Source organism: Dankookia sp. P2 (assembly GCF_050632255.1).
In the GTDB taxonomy this organism is placed as follows: domain Bacteria; phylum Pseudomonadota; class Alphaproteobacteria; order Acetobacterales; family Acetobacteraceae; genus Paracraurococcus.
Genome location: NZ_CP192581.1, coordinates 3,352,800 through 3,366,172, shown reverse-complemented (window position 1 = coordinate 3,366,172; position 13,373 = coordinate 3,352,800). Strand labels below are relative to the sequence as shown.

Here is a 13,373-nt window from a genome sequence, read left to right as displayed (position 1 = left end):
AACAATGGCCGCGGCAGTCTGCAACAGACACGGTCCCGTGGCGTTCAATGCAGACCTGCTCGCGCAGACACGGTGTCGGTCGGTCCTCAGGAGCAACGGCAAGACCCCGTCCTTCTCGTAATGACATGCGTGGAGGGCCCGCACGGCGCGGAAGGAAGTACGGATTTGGGCACATCGGCCAGCAGGTCACCCGGCACCGAATCTGCCAGCTTCCTCGCCGGCGGCGGAGAGCTTGGTGCCCTGATCCGCGACCGGGATTGGTCGAAGACGCTCGGGCCACCTGTGTCCTGGTCGACCAGCATAAAGCTGGCGGTCAGTCTCTGTCTCCGCTCCCGCTTCCCGATTCTCCTCTGGGTCGGGCCGGAGCTGGAGGATGCTCTACAACGACGCCTATATCCCGTTCCTCGGCGCAACAAAGCACCCCGCAATGTTGGGGGCGCCGGGCAAGGAGGCCTGGGCCGAGATCTGGGACGACATCGCCCCGATGCTTGCCGAGGCCATGGCAGGACGGGCGACCTGGGTCGAGGACTACCGGTTCTTCTTCGCCCGCGACCTCCCGCGTGAGGAGACCTACGTCACCTTCAGCTACAGCCCGATCTTCAGCACCGACACGGGGAGCGTAGAGGGGTGTTCTGCGTCTGTACGGAAACCACGCGGCGGGTCGTCGGTGAGCGCAGACTCTCGACGCTGCACGCCCTCGGCGTGACGGCGCCGCAGCAAAGAACAGCCGATGACGCCTGCCGTGATATCGCCTCCGTGCTGCAGGACAACCCGTTCGACGTCGCTTTCGCCGCCGTTTACCTTTGCGACACGGACGGCGCGATGGCGCATCGCGCCGCCGTCACCCAACTGGCATCCGACACATCCGCCTTTCCCCCGGTGCATCCGCTGGCGGCGGCCCAATGGCCGTTGGCCGAAGCCGGATCGAGCGGCCGCGCCGTCATCGTGCCCGACATCCTGCCCCTGGCCGGCGCCGTCGCCGCGCCACTATGGCCCGACCCGGTGCGCACAGCCGTGGTCCTGCCATTGCCGGCGCCGACCCGGCAGCAGCCGGCAGGCTTTCTCATCATCGGGACGAGTCCCCGCCAGGTCCTGGACGCTGAGTACCGCAATTTCCTTGAGCCTGGTGGCCGGACACGCTGCAAGGGCCATCGCCGGCGGACGCGCCTTCGAGGACGAGCGCCGCCGTGCCGAGGCCCTGGCGGCGCTCGACCGCGCGAAAACCGCCTTCTTCTCGAATGTCAGCCACGAGTTCCGGACGCCGCTCACGCTGATCCTCGGCCCCTGCGGGAGCTCCTGGCGAAACCGGCGGATGCGCTTCCGCCCGATGCCCGTGCCATGGCCGAGATTGCAGAGCGCAATGGGAGCAGGCTGCTGCGGCTTGTGAACTCCCTGTTGGACTTCTCCCGAATCGAGGCCGGCCGCGCCCAGGCCTGCTACGAGCCGACGGATCTCGCGAAGCTGACGGCGGAATTGGCGGCAAGCTTCCAATCGGCCTGTGACAGCGCAGGCCTCGCACTGGAGATCGAGTGCCCGCCATTGCCGGAGCCGATCTATGTCGACAGGGACATGTGGGAGAAAATCGTCCTCAACCTCGTCTCGAACGCCTTCAAGTTCACATTCGAAGGTCACTTGGCGGTACGCCTGTCCACGGTACCGGCGGGCGTCGAGCTTCGGGTCGCCGACAGCGGCGTCGGCATCCCGGCCAGCGAGCTGCCCGCGGCTGTTCGAACGCTTCCACCGCGTCGAGGGTCAGCGCAGCCGTTCGCACGAGGGCAGCGGCATCGGCCTCGCGCTGATCCAGGAACTGACCTCGCCTGCATGGCGGCGGGATCTCGGTCGAGAGTCGGGAAAGCGAGGGTACGATCTTCATCGTCACCATCCCCTTCGGCACCGCGCATCTGCCAGCCGATCAAGTCGGCCAACCGCGATCCCTGGCCTCCACGGCAACGGGCGGCGCGGCCTTCCTCGAGGAGGCGCGCCGCTGGCTGCCGGGCTCCGCCAGGCAGGCGGCGGCTTCGGCCGCGGGCCGAGGTCCGGCGCCCGGGCCACGCATCCTGGTCGCGGACGACAATGCCGACATGCGCGACTACCTGGTCGGCCTTCTGACGCTGGCGGGGTGGAGTGTGGATGCGGTAGCGGACGGCGATGCCGCGCTCGCCGCGGCCAGGCTCGCGCCGCCGGATCTCCTGCTGGCCGACGTGATGATGCCGGGACGGGATGGGCTTGCGTTGGTTGCGGCCCTGCGACGGGAGCCGCGGCTGGCGACCATGCCTCGCCATCCTGCTCTCCGCTCGCGCCGGAGAGGAGGCGCGGATGGCGGGGATGCGGAGCGGCGCCGACGACTACCTGGTGAAGCCCTTCTCGGCGCGCGAGCTGATCGCGCGGGCTGAGGCGCTGCTCGCGTTGACCCGTTTGCGGCAGGAGACGAACGAGCGGATCTCGCCGGAGCGACGCGCGGCTGCAGGCAGCGGTCGATCTCGTCGGGCTCAGCCCCTACCGCTGGGACCCGACCGCCGAGACGCTGGAATGGGATGACCGGTTGCGCGCGATGTGGGGCCTGCCGCCCGGCGCACTAGTGGATGTGGGCACCTTCCTTAGGGGTATCCACCCGCAGGACCGGCCGCAGGTCGAGGCGGCCATCGCCGCTTGCACCGATCCCGCTGGCGATGGCGTTCTATCATCTCGAGTACCGCGTCATCGGTATCGGCGACGGCGTGGAACGCTGGGTATCCACCCATGGCCAGACTTCCTTCGAGGACGGCAGGGCGGTAGATTTCGTCGGGGCCGCTCTCGACGTCACCGAACACAGGCGGGTCGAGGAGCGCCTGCGGGTCAGTGAGGAGCGCTTCCGGCAATTCTGCCGAACATTCGGCCGACCTGCTCTGGGTCGTCGATGTGGAGGCGATGAAAATCGAGTATCGCAGCCCGGCCGTCGAGCGGATCTGGGGCGTGCCGCGGGACGCGGTGCCGGACGACCTGGCGGTCTGGGCCGAGACCATCCACCCCGATGATCGCGCCGCCGTGCTCGACTCGCTCCGTCGCGTCCAGCAGGGCGAGCCCGCGGTGCAGGAGTTCCGCGTGCTGCGTCCCGATGGCGCCGTACGCTGGGTCCGGGACACGGCCTTTCCCATCCGTGACGAGCTTGGGCGCGTCCACCGCATCGGAGGCATCACGGTCGACATCACCCGCGTCGAGGGGGTCTGGATCTATGTCGTCGACGGCGGGGAGGCGTCACGCCTCCGCCTCGCGGCGCTGCTGCAGGGCGCAGGCTACGACGTGAAGACCTTCGCTAAAACGGCCGATTTCCTCGAGGTCGCGCCGATGCTGCTGCCGGGCTGCGCAGTCCTTGACCTCGGCGGATGTGGCGAGGAAGCCCTGGTGGTCCCACGGGGATGCAGGGCCCGCGGCATCGACCTGCCGGTCATCGTTGTGGGCGGCGAGGCCGGCGACGTCCGGACCGCCGTGCAGGCGCTGAAGGCTGGCGCGGCGGACTGGCTGGAAGGATCGCACGTGCCGCAGAACCTGCTTGCTGCGGTCGCGGCCGCGCTCGCCAAGGTTCGCGACGCGCAGGAGGCAGGCCGCCGGGCGGAGGCGGCCCGCCTCCGCATCGCGGGCATGTCGCAGCGGGAGCGCGAGGTGCTGGAGGGGATCGTCGCCGGCGAGACCAATAAGGAGATCGCACGCCGGCTCGGCATCAGCCCGCGTACGGTAGAGATCCATCGTGCGCATATGATGGAACGGCTAGGTGTGCGTTCGCTATCGGAAGCGGTGCTGCTGGCCGCCGCGGCCGGCCTTGCGCCCCCGCGAGCCGGGGCGCCGAAGTGATGGACCGGGCGACTCCGCACCTCCCCTTAGGGATCGCCACCGCCTAGCCGCATTGCGTATTTCGGCATTCAGTCTGCGCAGGACGGCGGCTAGATTTGCGGATGTGCCTGGTGGACCATGCACGAGACGTCAGTGGCAATGAGGTGTGTGCGGCATGCATCCATGCCGCGCACGATGACTGTCGCACGCCCGCTCGTCCTGTGCCCGACCTGTTTCGGCGGGCAACCAGGCCTTTGGTCTCGTGGGGGAGAGGTGTACCGTGATCCAGTTGGCGAATACGCAGGAGTGGACGGCTCCACCACGCGACGACGCGCAATACGTAGCGCGACTTGACCCGGCAGAACTGCTGGTCAATGAGGCCCACCATCGCATCAAGAACAGTCTGCAACTCGTCGCCGCGATGCTGCACCTGCAGGCACGGCGGCACCTCGACGTGCCGGTGCTGCATGATGGCCTAATCCAGGCCAGCCGGCGCGTGCGTGCCGTGGCGCAGGTGCACGAGCGTCTGCACCGCCACGCCGGTGGCGAACTGGAGGCGGGCGCTTACCTGCGTGACCTTTGCGCGAATCTGTCGCGTTCCCTCGGATTGCCCACCTCCCGCGCAGTGGTCGTCGAGGCATCCCATGTGCCGCTCCAGCCCGACCGCATCCTGGGCCTTGGCCTCATTGTGACTGAGCTGGTCACCAATGCGGTGAAGCACGGCATCACGCCCTATGGCACGGGCGAAGTCAGGGTCGTGCTGGCGCCCGGGCCCGACAACACGCTGCGCCTGCTGGTGGCCGACACCGGCCCGGGACTTCCGGATAGCGTGCTGCGCGGGACCGCTGGCGGCCTTGGCATCCATCTTGTGCACCACCTCATCCGGTCGCTCGGCGGTCGGCTCGAGATCGACGGCACCCCGCCCGGCGCACGCTTCACGGTCAGGCTGGCTTTGGAGTCCGGAACCGGAGATGGACGCGACACCGCGAGGAGCGGCGAACCATGCGCATAGCCCAGATCGCCCCGCTGGCCGAAGCCGTGCCGCCGTTGCGCTACGGCGGCACCGAGCGGGTGGTATCCTACCTGACCGAGGAACTGGTTGAACTCGGACATGATGTCACACTCTTCGCCAGCGGCGACAGCCGCACCCGTGCGCGCCTGATCCCGACCGTCGATTGCGGCCTGCGATTGGGCGGCCAGGTGCGCGACCCGGTCGCGCCCTATGTGCAGCTCGTGCAGGGCGTGCTGCGTCGTGCCGCGGAATTCGACGTGCTGCACTTCCACATCGACCACTACCACCTGCCGACCCTCGCCGCGATGGGGCTGCCGCACCTCACCACCATGCATGGCCGCCTCGACCTGCCGGAGCTGGATGCCCTGTTCCGCGTCTTCCCCGATGCGCCCCTGGTAGCGATTTCGGACCACCAGCGGCAGCTGCTGCCGGTCGGGCGGTTCATCGGCACGGTGCATCATGGACTGCCGGCAGACCTGCTCGCGCCGCACCCGTACCACGATGGCTACCTGGCCTTTCTCGGCCGGATCTGCCCGGAGAAGGGGCTCGACAGCGCAATCCGGATCGCCCAGCGCGCCGGCCTGCCGCTACGCGTCGCGGCGAAGCTGGACAAGGCGGATGCGGCCTATTTCGATGCGCGCATCCGTCCCCTGCTCTGCAGCGGCGGCGTCGACTTCATCGGCGAGATCGGCCAGTCCGAGATGAGCGGGTTTGTCGGCGGCGCCGCTGCGGTCCTATTCCCGATCGACTGGCCCGAACCTTTCGGCCTGGTGATGATCGAGGCCATGGCCTGCGGCACGCCGGTCATCGCCTACCCGCACGGCTCGGTTCCGGAAGTGCTGGAGGATGGGGTCTCGGGCTTCGTCGTGCCGGACGAGGATGCTGCGGTCCGTGCGGTGGCAAGGCTTGGAGAGATCGATCGTCTCGGCGTGCGGCGGTGCTTCGAGCGGCGCTTTACGAGCCGAAGGATGGCGGCCGACTATATCGGGCTCTATACCGCCCTGGCCCGCGCCCCCAACACCGCAGCGCCGCGGCCGCCCCGGCTACCCTGGAACAAGGCTGAATTGTCTCGGCGAATGGGCGGCGCTTCCCCTGCGGGGGATAAGCATGACAGGTGCGCCCGCGCCGTGTCGATCCCGGCAAGCCGTGCGGCGGCGCGATGCTCTCGCCGAAGCACCGCGGCGAGGCTGCATGCCATTGGTACGCTGGCCTACACGGAGGTCGTATCGGTCAGCCTGACCCGTCTCACCAGAAGGGGTTCCCACGGAGGATCAGGCTGAGACTTCGCCGGAAAAAGACATCTATGGCAAGCACAGCGTCAATCCGATCCTTAGACGGTAGCGAGCAACTCAAGCACCTTCGACCGGGCGATCAGCGCGACTTCGTTGGCGCCTGCTGTTAATCGACGCGGTAAGATCTTCGCCACGGTGGCGGAAATCGCTGGGTGTGACTCCATAGGCGTCCTTGAACGACCGACCAAAGTGAGTCATGTCAGAAAAGCCCCAGTCATAGGCAATCTCGGTCACTGTTCTGCCGGCCTGCGAAGGATCCGCAAGCGCCGTCCGGCAACGCGCAAGCCGTCGTGCAAGAATCAGGCGCCGTATCGACGTTCCCTCTCGCGCCAACACGGCATTCGCGTATCTGACGCTGGCCCCGGCAGCAGCGGCAACGGTTGTTGCGTCAAGACTTGGATCGGCCAGCCGTGCTTCGATTGCAGCACGAACATTCATCAGCACCAGCATCTGCGCGGACGTGGCGGCACCTTGGTGGTCGACGGTAGAGCTTGTCAACGCCAAGGCGATCAGATCGAGCACATTAGCCATGACCCCCTCTGCCGCTGCCGGGGCGAGGTCGGCCGCATAGGTCGGCAGCATCGCCAGAAACGCCGATGCTAGACCACCTTCGCCGCCCGTCGACCTGATGGGGCGGAGGACCGCCCGTCGCACGTATCCGATGCGGGCTTTTAAAGCGCGCCGTGGCACCTTGAGCACGAGCAGCTGAGATCCTGCGGTGAACCTCCCAACATATGGCAGTCGAGGGTCGAGCAGCGCCACATCGCCGCGCTGGAGGACAGCGTCGCGACCGTCTTGGTCAAGCGACAGCTTCCCGCAACCTGCCGACAGACGAAAATCTCGCTGTCGTCGGACTGCGACGCATGGCGTTCCGTGTGCTCGACGAGCATCGGTGAGTTTTCGAAAAGAACGAGGCCAATATCTGCAAGTGTCCCGGACCGCAACTCGGCCTGAAATGTCATTCTGTTCTCCGGTCGGGATCGTGACCAACGATGTTCTCGCTGGCGACGCTGTGCCAGTAGTCGAACCGATCGCGCGGCGAGACGCCCGCCGTCGAAAAGAGAGTTTTCATTAAGCATCCATGCATCTGGGAGCCGAGGATTAGTGCCAACCAGGCTGATCAGGCCCCAAATCATCCCGCTACAACCATAAGCCGTTGTTAGCGTCCGATGCTCCCGTGTGGAAGAGGAATGGCAAGAGTGGATCTTGGCGATGTCACGCCGGGCCTACCCAAGGATGCGCCTCCGGACCCAGCCGCGCTGCCCGACAGGCTAGCAGACCGTATCCTTGATCTTGCGCCAGTTGGGGTGCTCGTAGCCGAGCTACGGGAGGGCGAACCGATTGTCTACATCAACGCGGCTTTTGAGACGATCACAGGCTACGGGCCGGCAGATGCGCTCGGCAGGAACTGCCGCTATCTGCAGGGCAACGACCGCCTCCAGCCTCAGATCTCGGAACTTCGAGAGGCAATCCGGCGACGTGAAGCCGTCTCCGTTCAAATTCGAAATTATCGAAAAGACGGTCGTCTCTTTTGGGATTCGTTGCATATCGCACCCATATGTATGTCCAGCGCGAGGCCGAACTCATTACGTGGGGTTGATGCAGGACATAACTGCCTTGAAAGAGACGGCAGCACGTCTTGAGGAAGCGGTCCAATTCGACCGTCTGACCAGTTCGCTGAGCCGATACGCCCTCCTCGACCGAATCATTCAGCTTAGTACTGACAGGTTGGCGCGACTGCTCGTGATCAAGGTTGACGTCGCGCGCTTCCACGACATCAACAGCGGTTTCGGCTACAGATCGGGCGACGCTCTGCTCCAGCAGATTGCGAGAGCAACTCCGCAACATGTCTGCCGACGCTGTTGCGCGGGTCGGTAGCAATGATTTTGCCGTTGTGTACCGCCTTGCCGAGTGTGAGGATGCCGACAGGATCGTTGCTAAAATCGCCGCTGTCCTCTCGCCGCGCTACGTTTTGCCAGGTGGTGTTGTCAGCGTCCGCTTCGCTATCGGCTATGTTGTCGGCGAGCCGGGCAGTGATCCTCTGACACTGCTCCGCCGGGCTGGTGCGGCGCTTCATGAGTCCCGCGCAACTCCGATGCGCGAAGTACGCGAGTTCGACAACGATAGGGAAGAGCGGTCTTGGAAGCGGATCCGCCTTGCCAACGAGCTGCAGTCGGCAGTGTCGAACGGCGAATTTGCTTTCGACTACCAGCCCAAAGTCGAGCTTGCAACCGGCAATTTGATCGGTGCGGAGGCCCTGCTGCGCTGGAACCATCCACTTTCCGGTTTGCGAATGCCGGACCAATTTATCGAGGTAGCTGAAAATAGCGGGTTGATCGTTGACATTGGTAACTGGGGGGTCCGTGCGGCAGTGAATTTTTGCGTCGCGGCTGAACCGCGACCGCGCATCGCCCCTACGCATTTCGGTGAATGTCTCGGCAACGGAGTTTGTTCATCGCGATATGATCCGTTTTATCGCGGGGATCCTTGAAGAATCAGATGCGGATCCGCGGTGGCTGACTTTGGAACTCACCGAATCGCTTATGGCCGAGACGTCCGCACGAATGCGGCAGACGCTTCGCGCACTCCGCGATCTAGGGGTGGGGCTGTCGATCGACGACTTTGGGGCAGGCTATTCCAGCTTGCGCTATCTCGAGGCGCTTCCAGTTACCGAAATCAAGATAGATCGTGGCTTCGTGCAAGCGATGCCTGAGAGCGCGACGAAGCGTATTATCGTCGAGGCAGTCGTACGGCTCGGACAAGAACTTGGCGCGGCGGTTGTCGCAGAGGGGATCGAGACCGAGAACGAACGGGTTATGTTGTGCGATATTGGTTGCCCGTACGGCCAGGGTTACCTGTTCAGCCGACCGTTGCCGCCGCAGATGTTCCTCAAGCTTGTCGGCAATGGCCTGCCGCTTGGGCCGATCGCTGGCCAGACCTCATTTAGTGGTGCTTCGGACGCGCCCAGTCCAAGTCATAATGCAACGCAGATTCAGCAACTTGTAGAATTCTTCTGAGATGTTGGCACAACGTTTAGCTACGTTAAAGAATAAATAGAAGTAGCTGGAGCAATTTGATCATTTTCGCCCCGGCGATTTCTGATATTTGTCAAAATAACTTGGAGAGTTTCTAACTCCGCGCAATGAGACCTTGAGATTCGGAGCACATCGAAACGCTTCGCCCAATCCATGGTTATTTACTCGACTGCTTGGAGGTGGCGCGAGAGCTCACGTCGACGAACTAGGGTACCCCACGCTTCGTCACCGCCACCGACAGCGTGGCGGCAGCAAGGTCAAAGGTCGCGCTCGGCGAGACATTCCGTGCCGTGACCCGGATCGTGTTGGTGGTCCAGGCCGTTGCGTCGAGCTCGATGAAGCGGGTTGATGACGCCAAGGCAGCATCGGCCAAGTCGCCCACCCGGCAGTTGGCTACGGTTACGTCGAGCAGGCTGGTGGCGCCTGGGGCCAAGTTGGGCAGATCCCACGCCACCTCCGCCTGGAACTCTCGCATCCCAACCGGCAGCGCCGGCGTGCCGCAGAGCAGCGCTGGGGCATGCTCCGGCAGGCCATAGAGCCGCAGCGCCTCGAGCTCGATCGTCCCGTCGAAGCCGCAGATGCCGATCTGCGCGAAAGCGACGCCCGGGCCGAGCCGCACCATCATCCGCCGGTTGAGCGACGAGTCCGCCGTCGGCGCGCCGCCAGTCCAGCCAATGTACGAAACCGACCAGTATCCCGGTTTACACCGGCATCTGATTTATCCCCAAAATCGGGGATAAGTCTGTGAGCAACTGCTGGACGACTCCGGCCTGTTTGGCCGCAAATCTGAGAGCCCATCCGGGAAGTTTGGGTTCATGCTGAGGGCTTTGTTGCCAGCCGTCGAAGCATGATGCGGATCATGGCCATGCGGACGAAGGCGGCGGCGATGCGGCAATGCCGCTCGAAGTCGCGGGCCAGCCGCCGGTTGCGGCTGATCCAGCCGATGGTGCGCTCGACGATCCAGCGCTTCGGCAGCACGACGAAGCGGTGCCTATCGCAGCGTCGCACGATCTCCATCTTCCATGTACCGGTGCGGGCGACGGCGGCGGCCATCTTCGGCCCCTGATAGCCTGCATCGCCGATGATGCGCTCGACAAGGGGAACAGCCTGCGCGCCTGGCGCAGCAGCGGCTCGGCGCCATCGCGGTCCTGCACGTTGGCGGGATGCACGATGACCGCGAGTAGCATGCCGATGGTATCGGTCAGCAGGTGGCGCTTGCGGCCGACGACCTTCTTGCCCGCGTCGTAGCCGGACGGGTCGAGCGTAGAGCCCCCTTTTGCGCGCCCTTCGCCGTCTGGCTGTCGATGATCGCGGTCGTCGGGCTGGCCTCACGCCCGGCACCCTCGCGCACCGCGACGTAGAGCGCGTGGTGGATGCGCTCGATGGTGCCTTCCCATTCCCAGCGCGAGAAGTAATCCCAAACCGTGCTCTTCGGCGGCAGGTCCTTCGGCAGCGCGCTCCATTGGCAGCCGGCGGAGAGCACGTAGAACACCGCGTTCAACACCTCGCGCACGTCCACCTTGCGGGGCCTGCCGCCGTGCTTCGCTGGCCGGATCAGTGGCGCAACCAGCGCCCACTCGGCATCCGTCAAATCTGAGGGATAGCGCAGCCCCCGCCGGTCCGCCGCACGCCGATGTTCCGCCGTCCATGCCATCCGTCTCCTCCCGCGAGATCGCCCGCAGGAACAGCGAGATCACATCCGATTCAGGCGATTCAATTCCTTTCCGGATGGGCTCTGAGGCGCTGAGCACGGCCGCTTGACGGTGGCGACCAGCATCACGGTCCGGGTGCCGCTCTCCATCCGGCGGCGTCCAGGGCGAAAGACGGTGGTGACGCCGGTACAGCGGGCCGACGTGGTGGCCGTTCCGACGCGGGCTGATCCTGCGCTGCTGAAGGCCGTGGCACGCGCATTCCGATACCAGCGGCTACTCGATGAAGCGCGCTATGCCAGCGTCAGCGAGATGGCGGTCGCGGAGAAAATCGAGCGCGGCTACCTGGGGACGCTGCTGCGGCTGACGCTCCTCGCGCCGGAGATCGTGGAGGCGATCGTCGATGGCCAAACGCCAGCCGACTTCACTCTGCCTCGGCTGCTGGAGCCGCTTCCCGCTGCTTGGCCGGAGCAGGGCACCGATTTGCTGCTTTGGCTGCGCCAAACTCCAATCCAGAGGACCGAACCATGAAGCGAGACCGGCGCCCCAAGCGCATTACTTTCACCATCGACGAGCGAGGCTCCATCTACCGCGTCTGTGCCGACGAGGAAGTAGAGGTCTACATCGTCGATCCGCATGCGCGGCAAGATCGAGTCTACCGCTGGACGTCGACGAAGTTCGGGGCCAAGCACGTTGATAAGGAGATCGACGAGTGGCCGATAAGCGATAAGCATCACATGCCGGTCTGGCATTGAGTGCCGCGAGGGTCGGTGGTGAAGCCATGAGCACTTCGGACAGGACTTACAAGGCCGGCGCTGGTGAAGACGATGGCGCAGGCGCGTCGACAATACCGACCCGGTAGACAGGGGTAGCTACGGCTCCGTTACCGAGATGGTGGCGGCGGAGAAGATCGAACGAGGGTACCTCGGCTCGCTGCTGCGGCTGACGCTGCTGGCGCCGGAGGTTGTGCAAGGAATCCTGGATGGAAAGCAGCCGGCGGGGATGACGCTGCCGTCGCTACTCGAGCCGCTGCCGGTGGAATGGGAGGCGCAGCGTCAGGCACTCGCAGCCGACTGAGCTACCCGCCGCAACAACCACGTACAGCCGAGAAGGGCGGAATGCGGCTGTAGAAGGCGCCGCATGGATGTCCGCTCCAAGCTCAGCAGCGGGCGTAGAAGCGAGATTTCTGAACCTAATCTTGGTGGCTTGGTCCTCTTTGCTGGTCGTCCGTCGGACCGTCGGGTTTAACTCGAAGCGGGTAAGCGTCGTCGCGGGTCGCGCCAGCAGCGGTGCTCAAGCACAAGCATCAGCACAAACTCTCGAGATCGTGAGGTAATCCGCATTCCAGCCCGAAGCATCCGCGGGCGCTGGCACGCGGCCCGGCTGCAGGCCGCGCAGGCGTCGCAGACCCGCAATCTCGCTTGAAGCGGTAACGTGAAATCGTGCACGCTCGCCTTGGCAACCGGACCGTTTCCTGGTTCGGCGGCAGCGCAGCCGGAAGCCGCAGCGGGGAAATCGTCGTGGACATGAAGCGCAGACAGGCTGCCCTGCTGCTGGCCTCGGCTAGCGCACTTCTCGCGCCGCCGCGTCAGGCGCTGACCCAGGCCGTCGCGTCCTCGGGCTCGGCGCTGTCAAAGCCGCCGACCCAGCACACACTTGCAGCGAACCGGCGTGTCCTTGACGCGCTGCCCTTCAACGACCGCACGGATTTCGAGGACGCCCGGCGCGGCTTCATCGCGGGCCTGCCGGACAACACCATCAAGGACGCAGGCGGCAGGACCGTCTTCGACTTCAGGACCGTGCAGGTGCCGCTCGACGCGCCGCCGCCGGACACGATGAACCCGAGCCTCTGGCGCATCGCCCAGCTTGAACAGCATCGCCGGCCTATTCCAGGTGACGGACCGCATCTACCAGGTCCGCAACATCGACATCGCCAACGTCACCTTCATCGAGGGCGCGGCGGGCATCATCGTCATGGACCCCGCCCTCTCGACCGCCAGCGCGCGCGCCGCACTCGACCTCTATTTCGCGCACCGTCCGCGCAAGTCGGTCACGGCGGTCATCTACACCCATAGCCATCTCGATCACTTCGGCGGCGTCGGGGCCGTGACGAGCGTGGAAGACGTGGCCGCAGGACGGACCAAGGTGATCGCGCCGGCCGGCTTCACCGAGGAGGCGGTGAGCGAGAACCTCTACGCCGGCAACGCCATGATCAGGCGCGCCCAGTACATGGGCGGTGGCGAGCTGCCGAGGGGCCCCGGGCCCGGCCAGACGCTCGGGGTCGGACTGGGCATCTCCGGTCCGGACACGCCCCCGACGCTGATCCCGCCGACCGACCTGATCACGCAGACCGGCCAGAGGATGACCATCGACGGGCTGGAGTTCGTCTTCCAGATGGCGCCGGGCAGCGAGGCGCCGAGCGAGATGCACTTCTACATCCCCGCGCTCAAGGCGCTCTGCACCGCCGAGAACGCCTGCCACACGCTGCACAATTTCTACACGCTGCGCGGCGCGAAGACGCGCGACAGCGCCAAGTGGGTCGGCTACCTCAACGAGACGCTGACCATGTGGGGCGACG

Annotated in this window: 16 protein-coding genes and 2 pseudogenes; 14 read left to right on the top strand and 4 right to left on the bottom strand. The window is 65.3% G+C overall.

Translation table 11 applies throughout. The features are described 5' to 3' along the window. The first annotated feature begins 373 nt into the window (after nt 1-373). The 6 genes from ACQ86J_RS19885 (at nt 374) to ACQ86J_RS19860 (ending at nt 6,099) form a co-directional block, all read left to right on the top strand. Entirely contained in the window at nt 374-706 is a 333-nt protein-coding gene (locus ACQ86J_RS19885) for a hypothetical protein (RefSeq protein WP_431266870.1), read from the top strand. 116 nt (nt 707-822) lie between these two features. After that, complete coding sequence (locus ACQ86J_RS19880; protein WP_431272473.1) at nt 823-2,109, top strand: sensor histidine kinase; 1,287 nt, start codon at nt 823-825, stop codon at nt 2,107-2,109. Further along, nucleotides 2,082-2,393, top strand: coding sequence for a response regulator (locus ACQ86J_RS19875; RefSeq protein ID WP_431266869.1), 312 nt, complete (start codon nt 2,082-2,084; stop codon nt 2,391-2,393). The genes ACQ86J_RS19880 and ACQ86J_RS19875 overlap by 28 nt, the downstream gene beginning before the upstream one ends. 445 nt (nt 2,394-2,838) lie before the next feature. Next, nucleotides 2,839-3,828 (top strand): LuxR C-terminal-related transcriptional regulator, encoded by a 990-nt coding sequence (locus tag ACQ86J_RS19870; protein ID WP_431266868.1) that lies wholly within the window; start codon nt 2,839-2,841, stop codon nt 3,826-3,828. A gap of 259 nt (nt 3,829-4,087) precedes the next feature. Next, nucleotides 4,088-4,819: a sensor histidine kinase gene (locus tag ACQ86J_RS19865; RefSeq protein ID WP_431266867.1), complete on the top strand. Its 732-nt coding sequence runs from the start codon at nt 4,088-4,090 to the stop codon at nt 4,817-4,819. Beyond that, nucleotides 4,810-6,099, top strand: coding sequence for a glycosyltransferase family 4 protein (locus tag ACQ86J_RS19860; protein WP_431266866.1), 1,290 nt, complete (start codon nt 4,810-4,812; stop codon nt 6,097-6,099). The genes ACQ86J_RS19865 and ACQ86J_RS19860 overlap by 10 nt, the downstream gene beginning before the upstream one ends. 69 nt (nt 6,100-6,168) lie before the next feature. Here the strand turns inward: ACQ86J_RS19860 and ACQ86J_RS19855 are convergent, their stop codons facing one another. Continuing rightward, the gene (locus tag ACQ86J_RS19855; RefSeq protein ID WP_431266865.1) at nt 6,169-6,873 is read right to left on the bottom strand and encodes a helix-turn-helix domain-containing protein; all 705 of its coding nucleotides are present in this window, start codon (nt 6,871-6,873) and stop codon (nt 6,169-6,171) included. A gap of 407 nt (nt 6,874-7,280) precedes the next feature. Between ACQ86J_RS19855 and ACQ86J_RS19850 the strand changes: the two genes are divergently transcribed. Genes ACQ86J_RS19850 through ACQ86J_RS19835 form a run of 4 tightly spaced genes read left to right on the top strand, consistent with a single transcriptional unit; the run spans nt 7,281 to nt 9,128 of the window. Then, nucleotides 7,281-7,754 (top strand): PAS domain-containing protein, encoded by a 474-nt coding sequence (locus ACQ86J_RS19850; RefSeq protein ID WP_431266864.1) that lies wholly within the window; start codon nt 7,281-7,283, stop codon nt 7,752-7,754. Continuing rightward, nucleotides 7,711-7,989: a diguanylate cyclase domain-containing protein gene (locus tag ACQ86J_RS19845; protein ID WP_431266863.1), complete on the top strand. Its 279-nt coding sequence runs from the start codon at nt 7,711-7,713 to the stop codon at nt 7,987-7,989. The genes ACQ86J_RS19850 and ACQ86J_RS19845 overlap by 44 nt, the downstream gene beginning before the upstream one ends. Beyond that, the gene (locus ACQ86J_RS19840; RefSeq protein WP_431266862.1) at nt 7,958-8,602 is read left to right on the top strand and encodes an EAL domain-containing protein; all 645 of its coding nucleotides are present in this window, start codon (nt 7,958-7,960) and stop codon (nt 8,600-8,602) included. The genes ACQ86J_RS19845 and ACQ86J_RS19840 overlap by 32 nt, the downstream gene beginning before the upstream one ends. Further along, nucleotides 8,538-9,128: an EAL domain-containing protein gene (locus ACQ86J_RS19835; RefSeq protein WP_431266861.1), complete on the top strand. Its 591-nt coding sequence runs from the start codon at nt 8,538-8,540 to the stop codon at nt 9,126-9,128. The genes ACQ86J_RS19840 and ACQ86J_RS19835 overlap by 65 nt, the downstream gene beginning before the upstream one ends. Nucleotides 9,129-9,351: 223 nt before the next feature. Here ACQ86J_RS19835 and ACQ86J_RS19830 read toward each other — a convergent pair whose 3' ends face one another. Together ACQ86J_RS19830 and ACQ86J_RS19825 are read right to left on the bottom strand one after the other, a co-directional pair. Further along, nucleotides 9,352-9,771, bottom strand: coding sequence for a hypothetical protein (locus tag ACQ86J_RS19830; protein WP_431266860.1), 420 nt, complete (start codon nt 9,769-9,771; stop codon nt 9,352-9,354). Between the two features lie 188 nt (nt 9,772-9,959). Continuing rightward, nucleotides 9,960-10,800: pseudogene (locus tag ACQ86J_RS19825) on the bottom strand (IS5 family transposase). A gap of 109 nt (nt 10,801-10,909) precedes the next feature. Between ACQ86J_RS19825 and ACQ86J_RS19820 the strand changes: the two are divergent. The 3 genes from ACQ86J_RS19820 to ACQ86J_RS19810 all read left to right on the top strand — a co-directional run bounded on the left by ACQ86J_RS19820 (nt 10,910) and on the right by ACQ86J_RS19810 (nt 11,872). Further along, nucleotides 10,910-11,326, top strand: a complete 417-nt coding sequence (locus ACQ86J_RS19820) for a hypothetical protein (RefSeq protein ID WP_431272472.1) — start codon at nt 10,910-10,912, stop codon at nt 11,324-11,326. Then, the gene (locus ACQ86J_RS19815; RefSeq protein ID WP_431266859.1) at nt 11,323-11,550 is read left to right on the top strand and encodes a hypothetical protein; all 228 of its coding nucleotides are present in this window, start codon (nt 11,323-11,325) and stop codon (nt 11,548-11,550) included. Before ACQ86J_RS19820 ends, ACQ86J_RS19815 begins: the two co-directional genes overlap by 4 nt. Before the next feature lie 136 nt (nt 11,551-11,686). Then, entirely contained in the window at nt 11,687-11,872 is a 186-nt protein-coding gene (locus ACQ86J_RS19810) for a hypothetical protein (RefSeq protein WP_431266858.1), read from the top strand. Between the two features lie 554 nt (nt 11,873-12,426). On the opposite strand, the gene ACQ86J_RS19805 is transcribed toward ACQ86J_RS19810, so the two are convergent. Beyond that, the gene (locus ACQ86J_RS19805) at nt 12,427-12,672 is read right to left on the bottom strand and encodes a hypothetical protein (RefSeq protein ID WP_431266857.1); all 246 of its coding nucleotides are present in this window, start codon (nt 12,670-12,672) and stop codon (nt 12,427-12,429) included. A 97-nt stretch (nt 12,673-12,769) separates the two neighbouring features. On the opposite strand from ACQ86J_RS19805, the pseudogene ACQ86J_RS19800 reads away from it, so the two are divergent. Beyond that, a pseudogene (locus ACQ86J_RS19800) lies at nt 12,770-13,339 on the top strand (MBL fold metallo-hydrolase); the annotation flags it as partial. Nucleotides 13,340-13,373: the final 34 nt, after the last annotated feature.

Bases quoted from the DNA above. Each gene is read 5' to 3' on its own strand.
- ACQ86J_RS19805 (WP_431266857.1), bottom strand. From the start codon at position 12,672: ATGCTGTTCAAGCTGGGCGATGCGCCAGAGGCTCGGGTTCATCGTGTC.
- ACQ86J_RS19810 (WP_431266858.1), top strand. From the start codon at position 11,687: ATGGTGGCGGCGGAGAAGATCGAACGAGGGTACCTCGGCTCGCTGCTG.
- ACQ86J_RS19840 (WP_431266862.1), top strand. From the start codon at position 7,958: ATGTCTGCCGACGCTGTTGCGCGGGTCGGTAGCAATGATTTTGCCGTT.
- ACQ86J_RS19880 (WP_431272473.1), top strand. From the start codon at position 823: ATGGCGCATCGCGCCGCCGTCACCCAACTGGCATCCGACACATCCGCC.
- ACQ86J_RS19850 (WP_431266864.1), top strand. From the start codon at position 7,281: ATGCTCCCGTGTGGAAGAGGAATGGCAAGAGTGGATCTTGGCGATGTC.
- ACQ86J_RS19885 (WP_431266870.1), top strand. From the start codon at position 374: ATGCTCTACAACGACGCCTATATCCCGTTCCTCGGCGCAACAAAGCAC.
- ACQ86J_RS19815 (WP_431266859.1), top strand. From the start codon at position 11,323: ATGAAGCGAGACCGGCGCCCCAAGCGCATTACTTTCACCATCGACGAG.
- ACQ86J_RS19845 (WP_431266863.1), top strand. From the start codon at position 7,711: ATGCAGGACATAACTGCCTTGAAAGAGACGGCAGCACGTCTTGAGGAA.
- ACQ86J_RS19830 (WP_431266860.1), bottom strand. From the start codon at position 9,771: ATGATGGTGCGGCTCGGCCCGGGCGTCGCTTTCGCGCAGATCGGCATC.
- ACQ86J_RS19860 (WP_431266866.1), top strand. From the start codon at position 4,810: ATGCGCATAGCCCAGATCGCCCCGCTGGCCGAAGCCGTGCCGCCGTTG.
- ACQ86J_RS19875 (WP_431266869.1), top strand. From the start codon at position 2,082: ATGCGCGACTACCTGGTCGGCCTTCTGACGCTGGCGGGGTGGAGTGTG.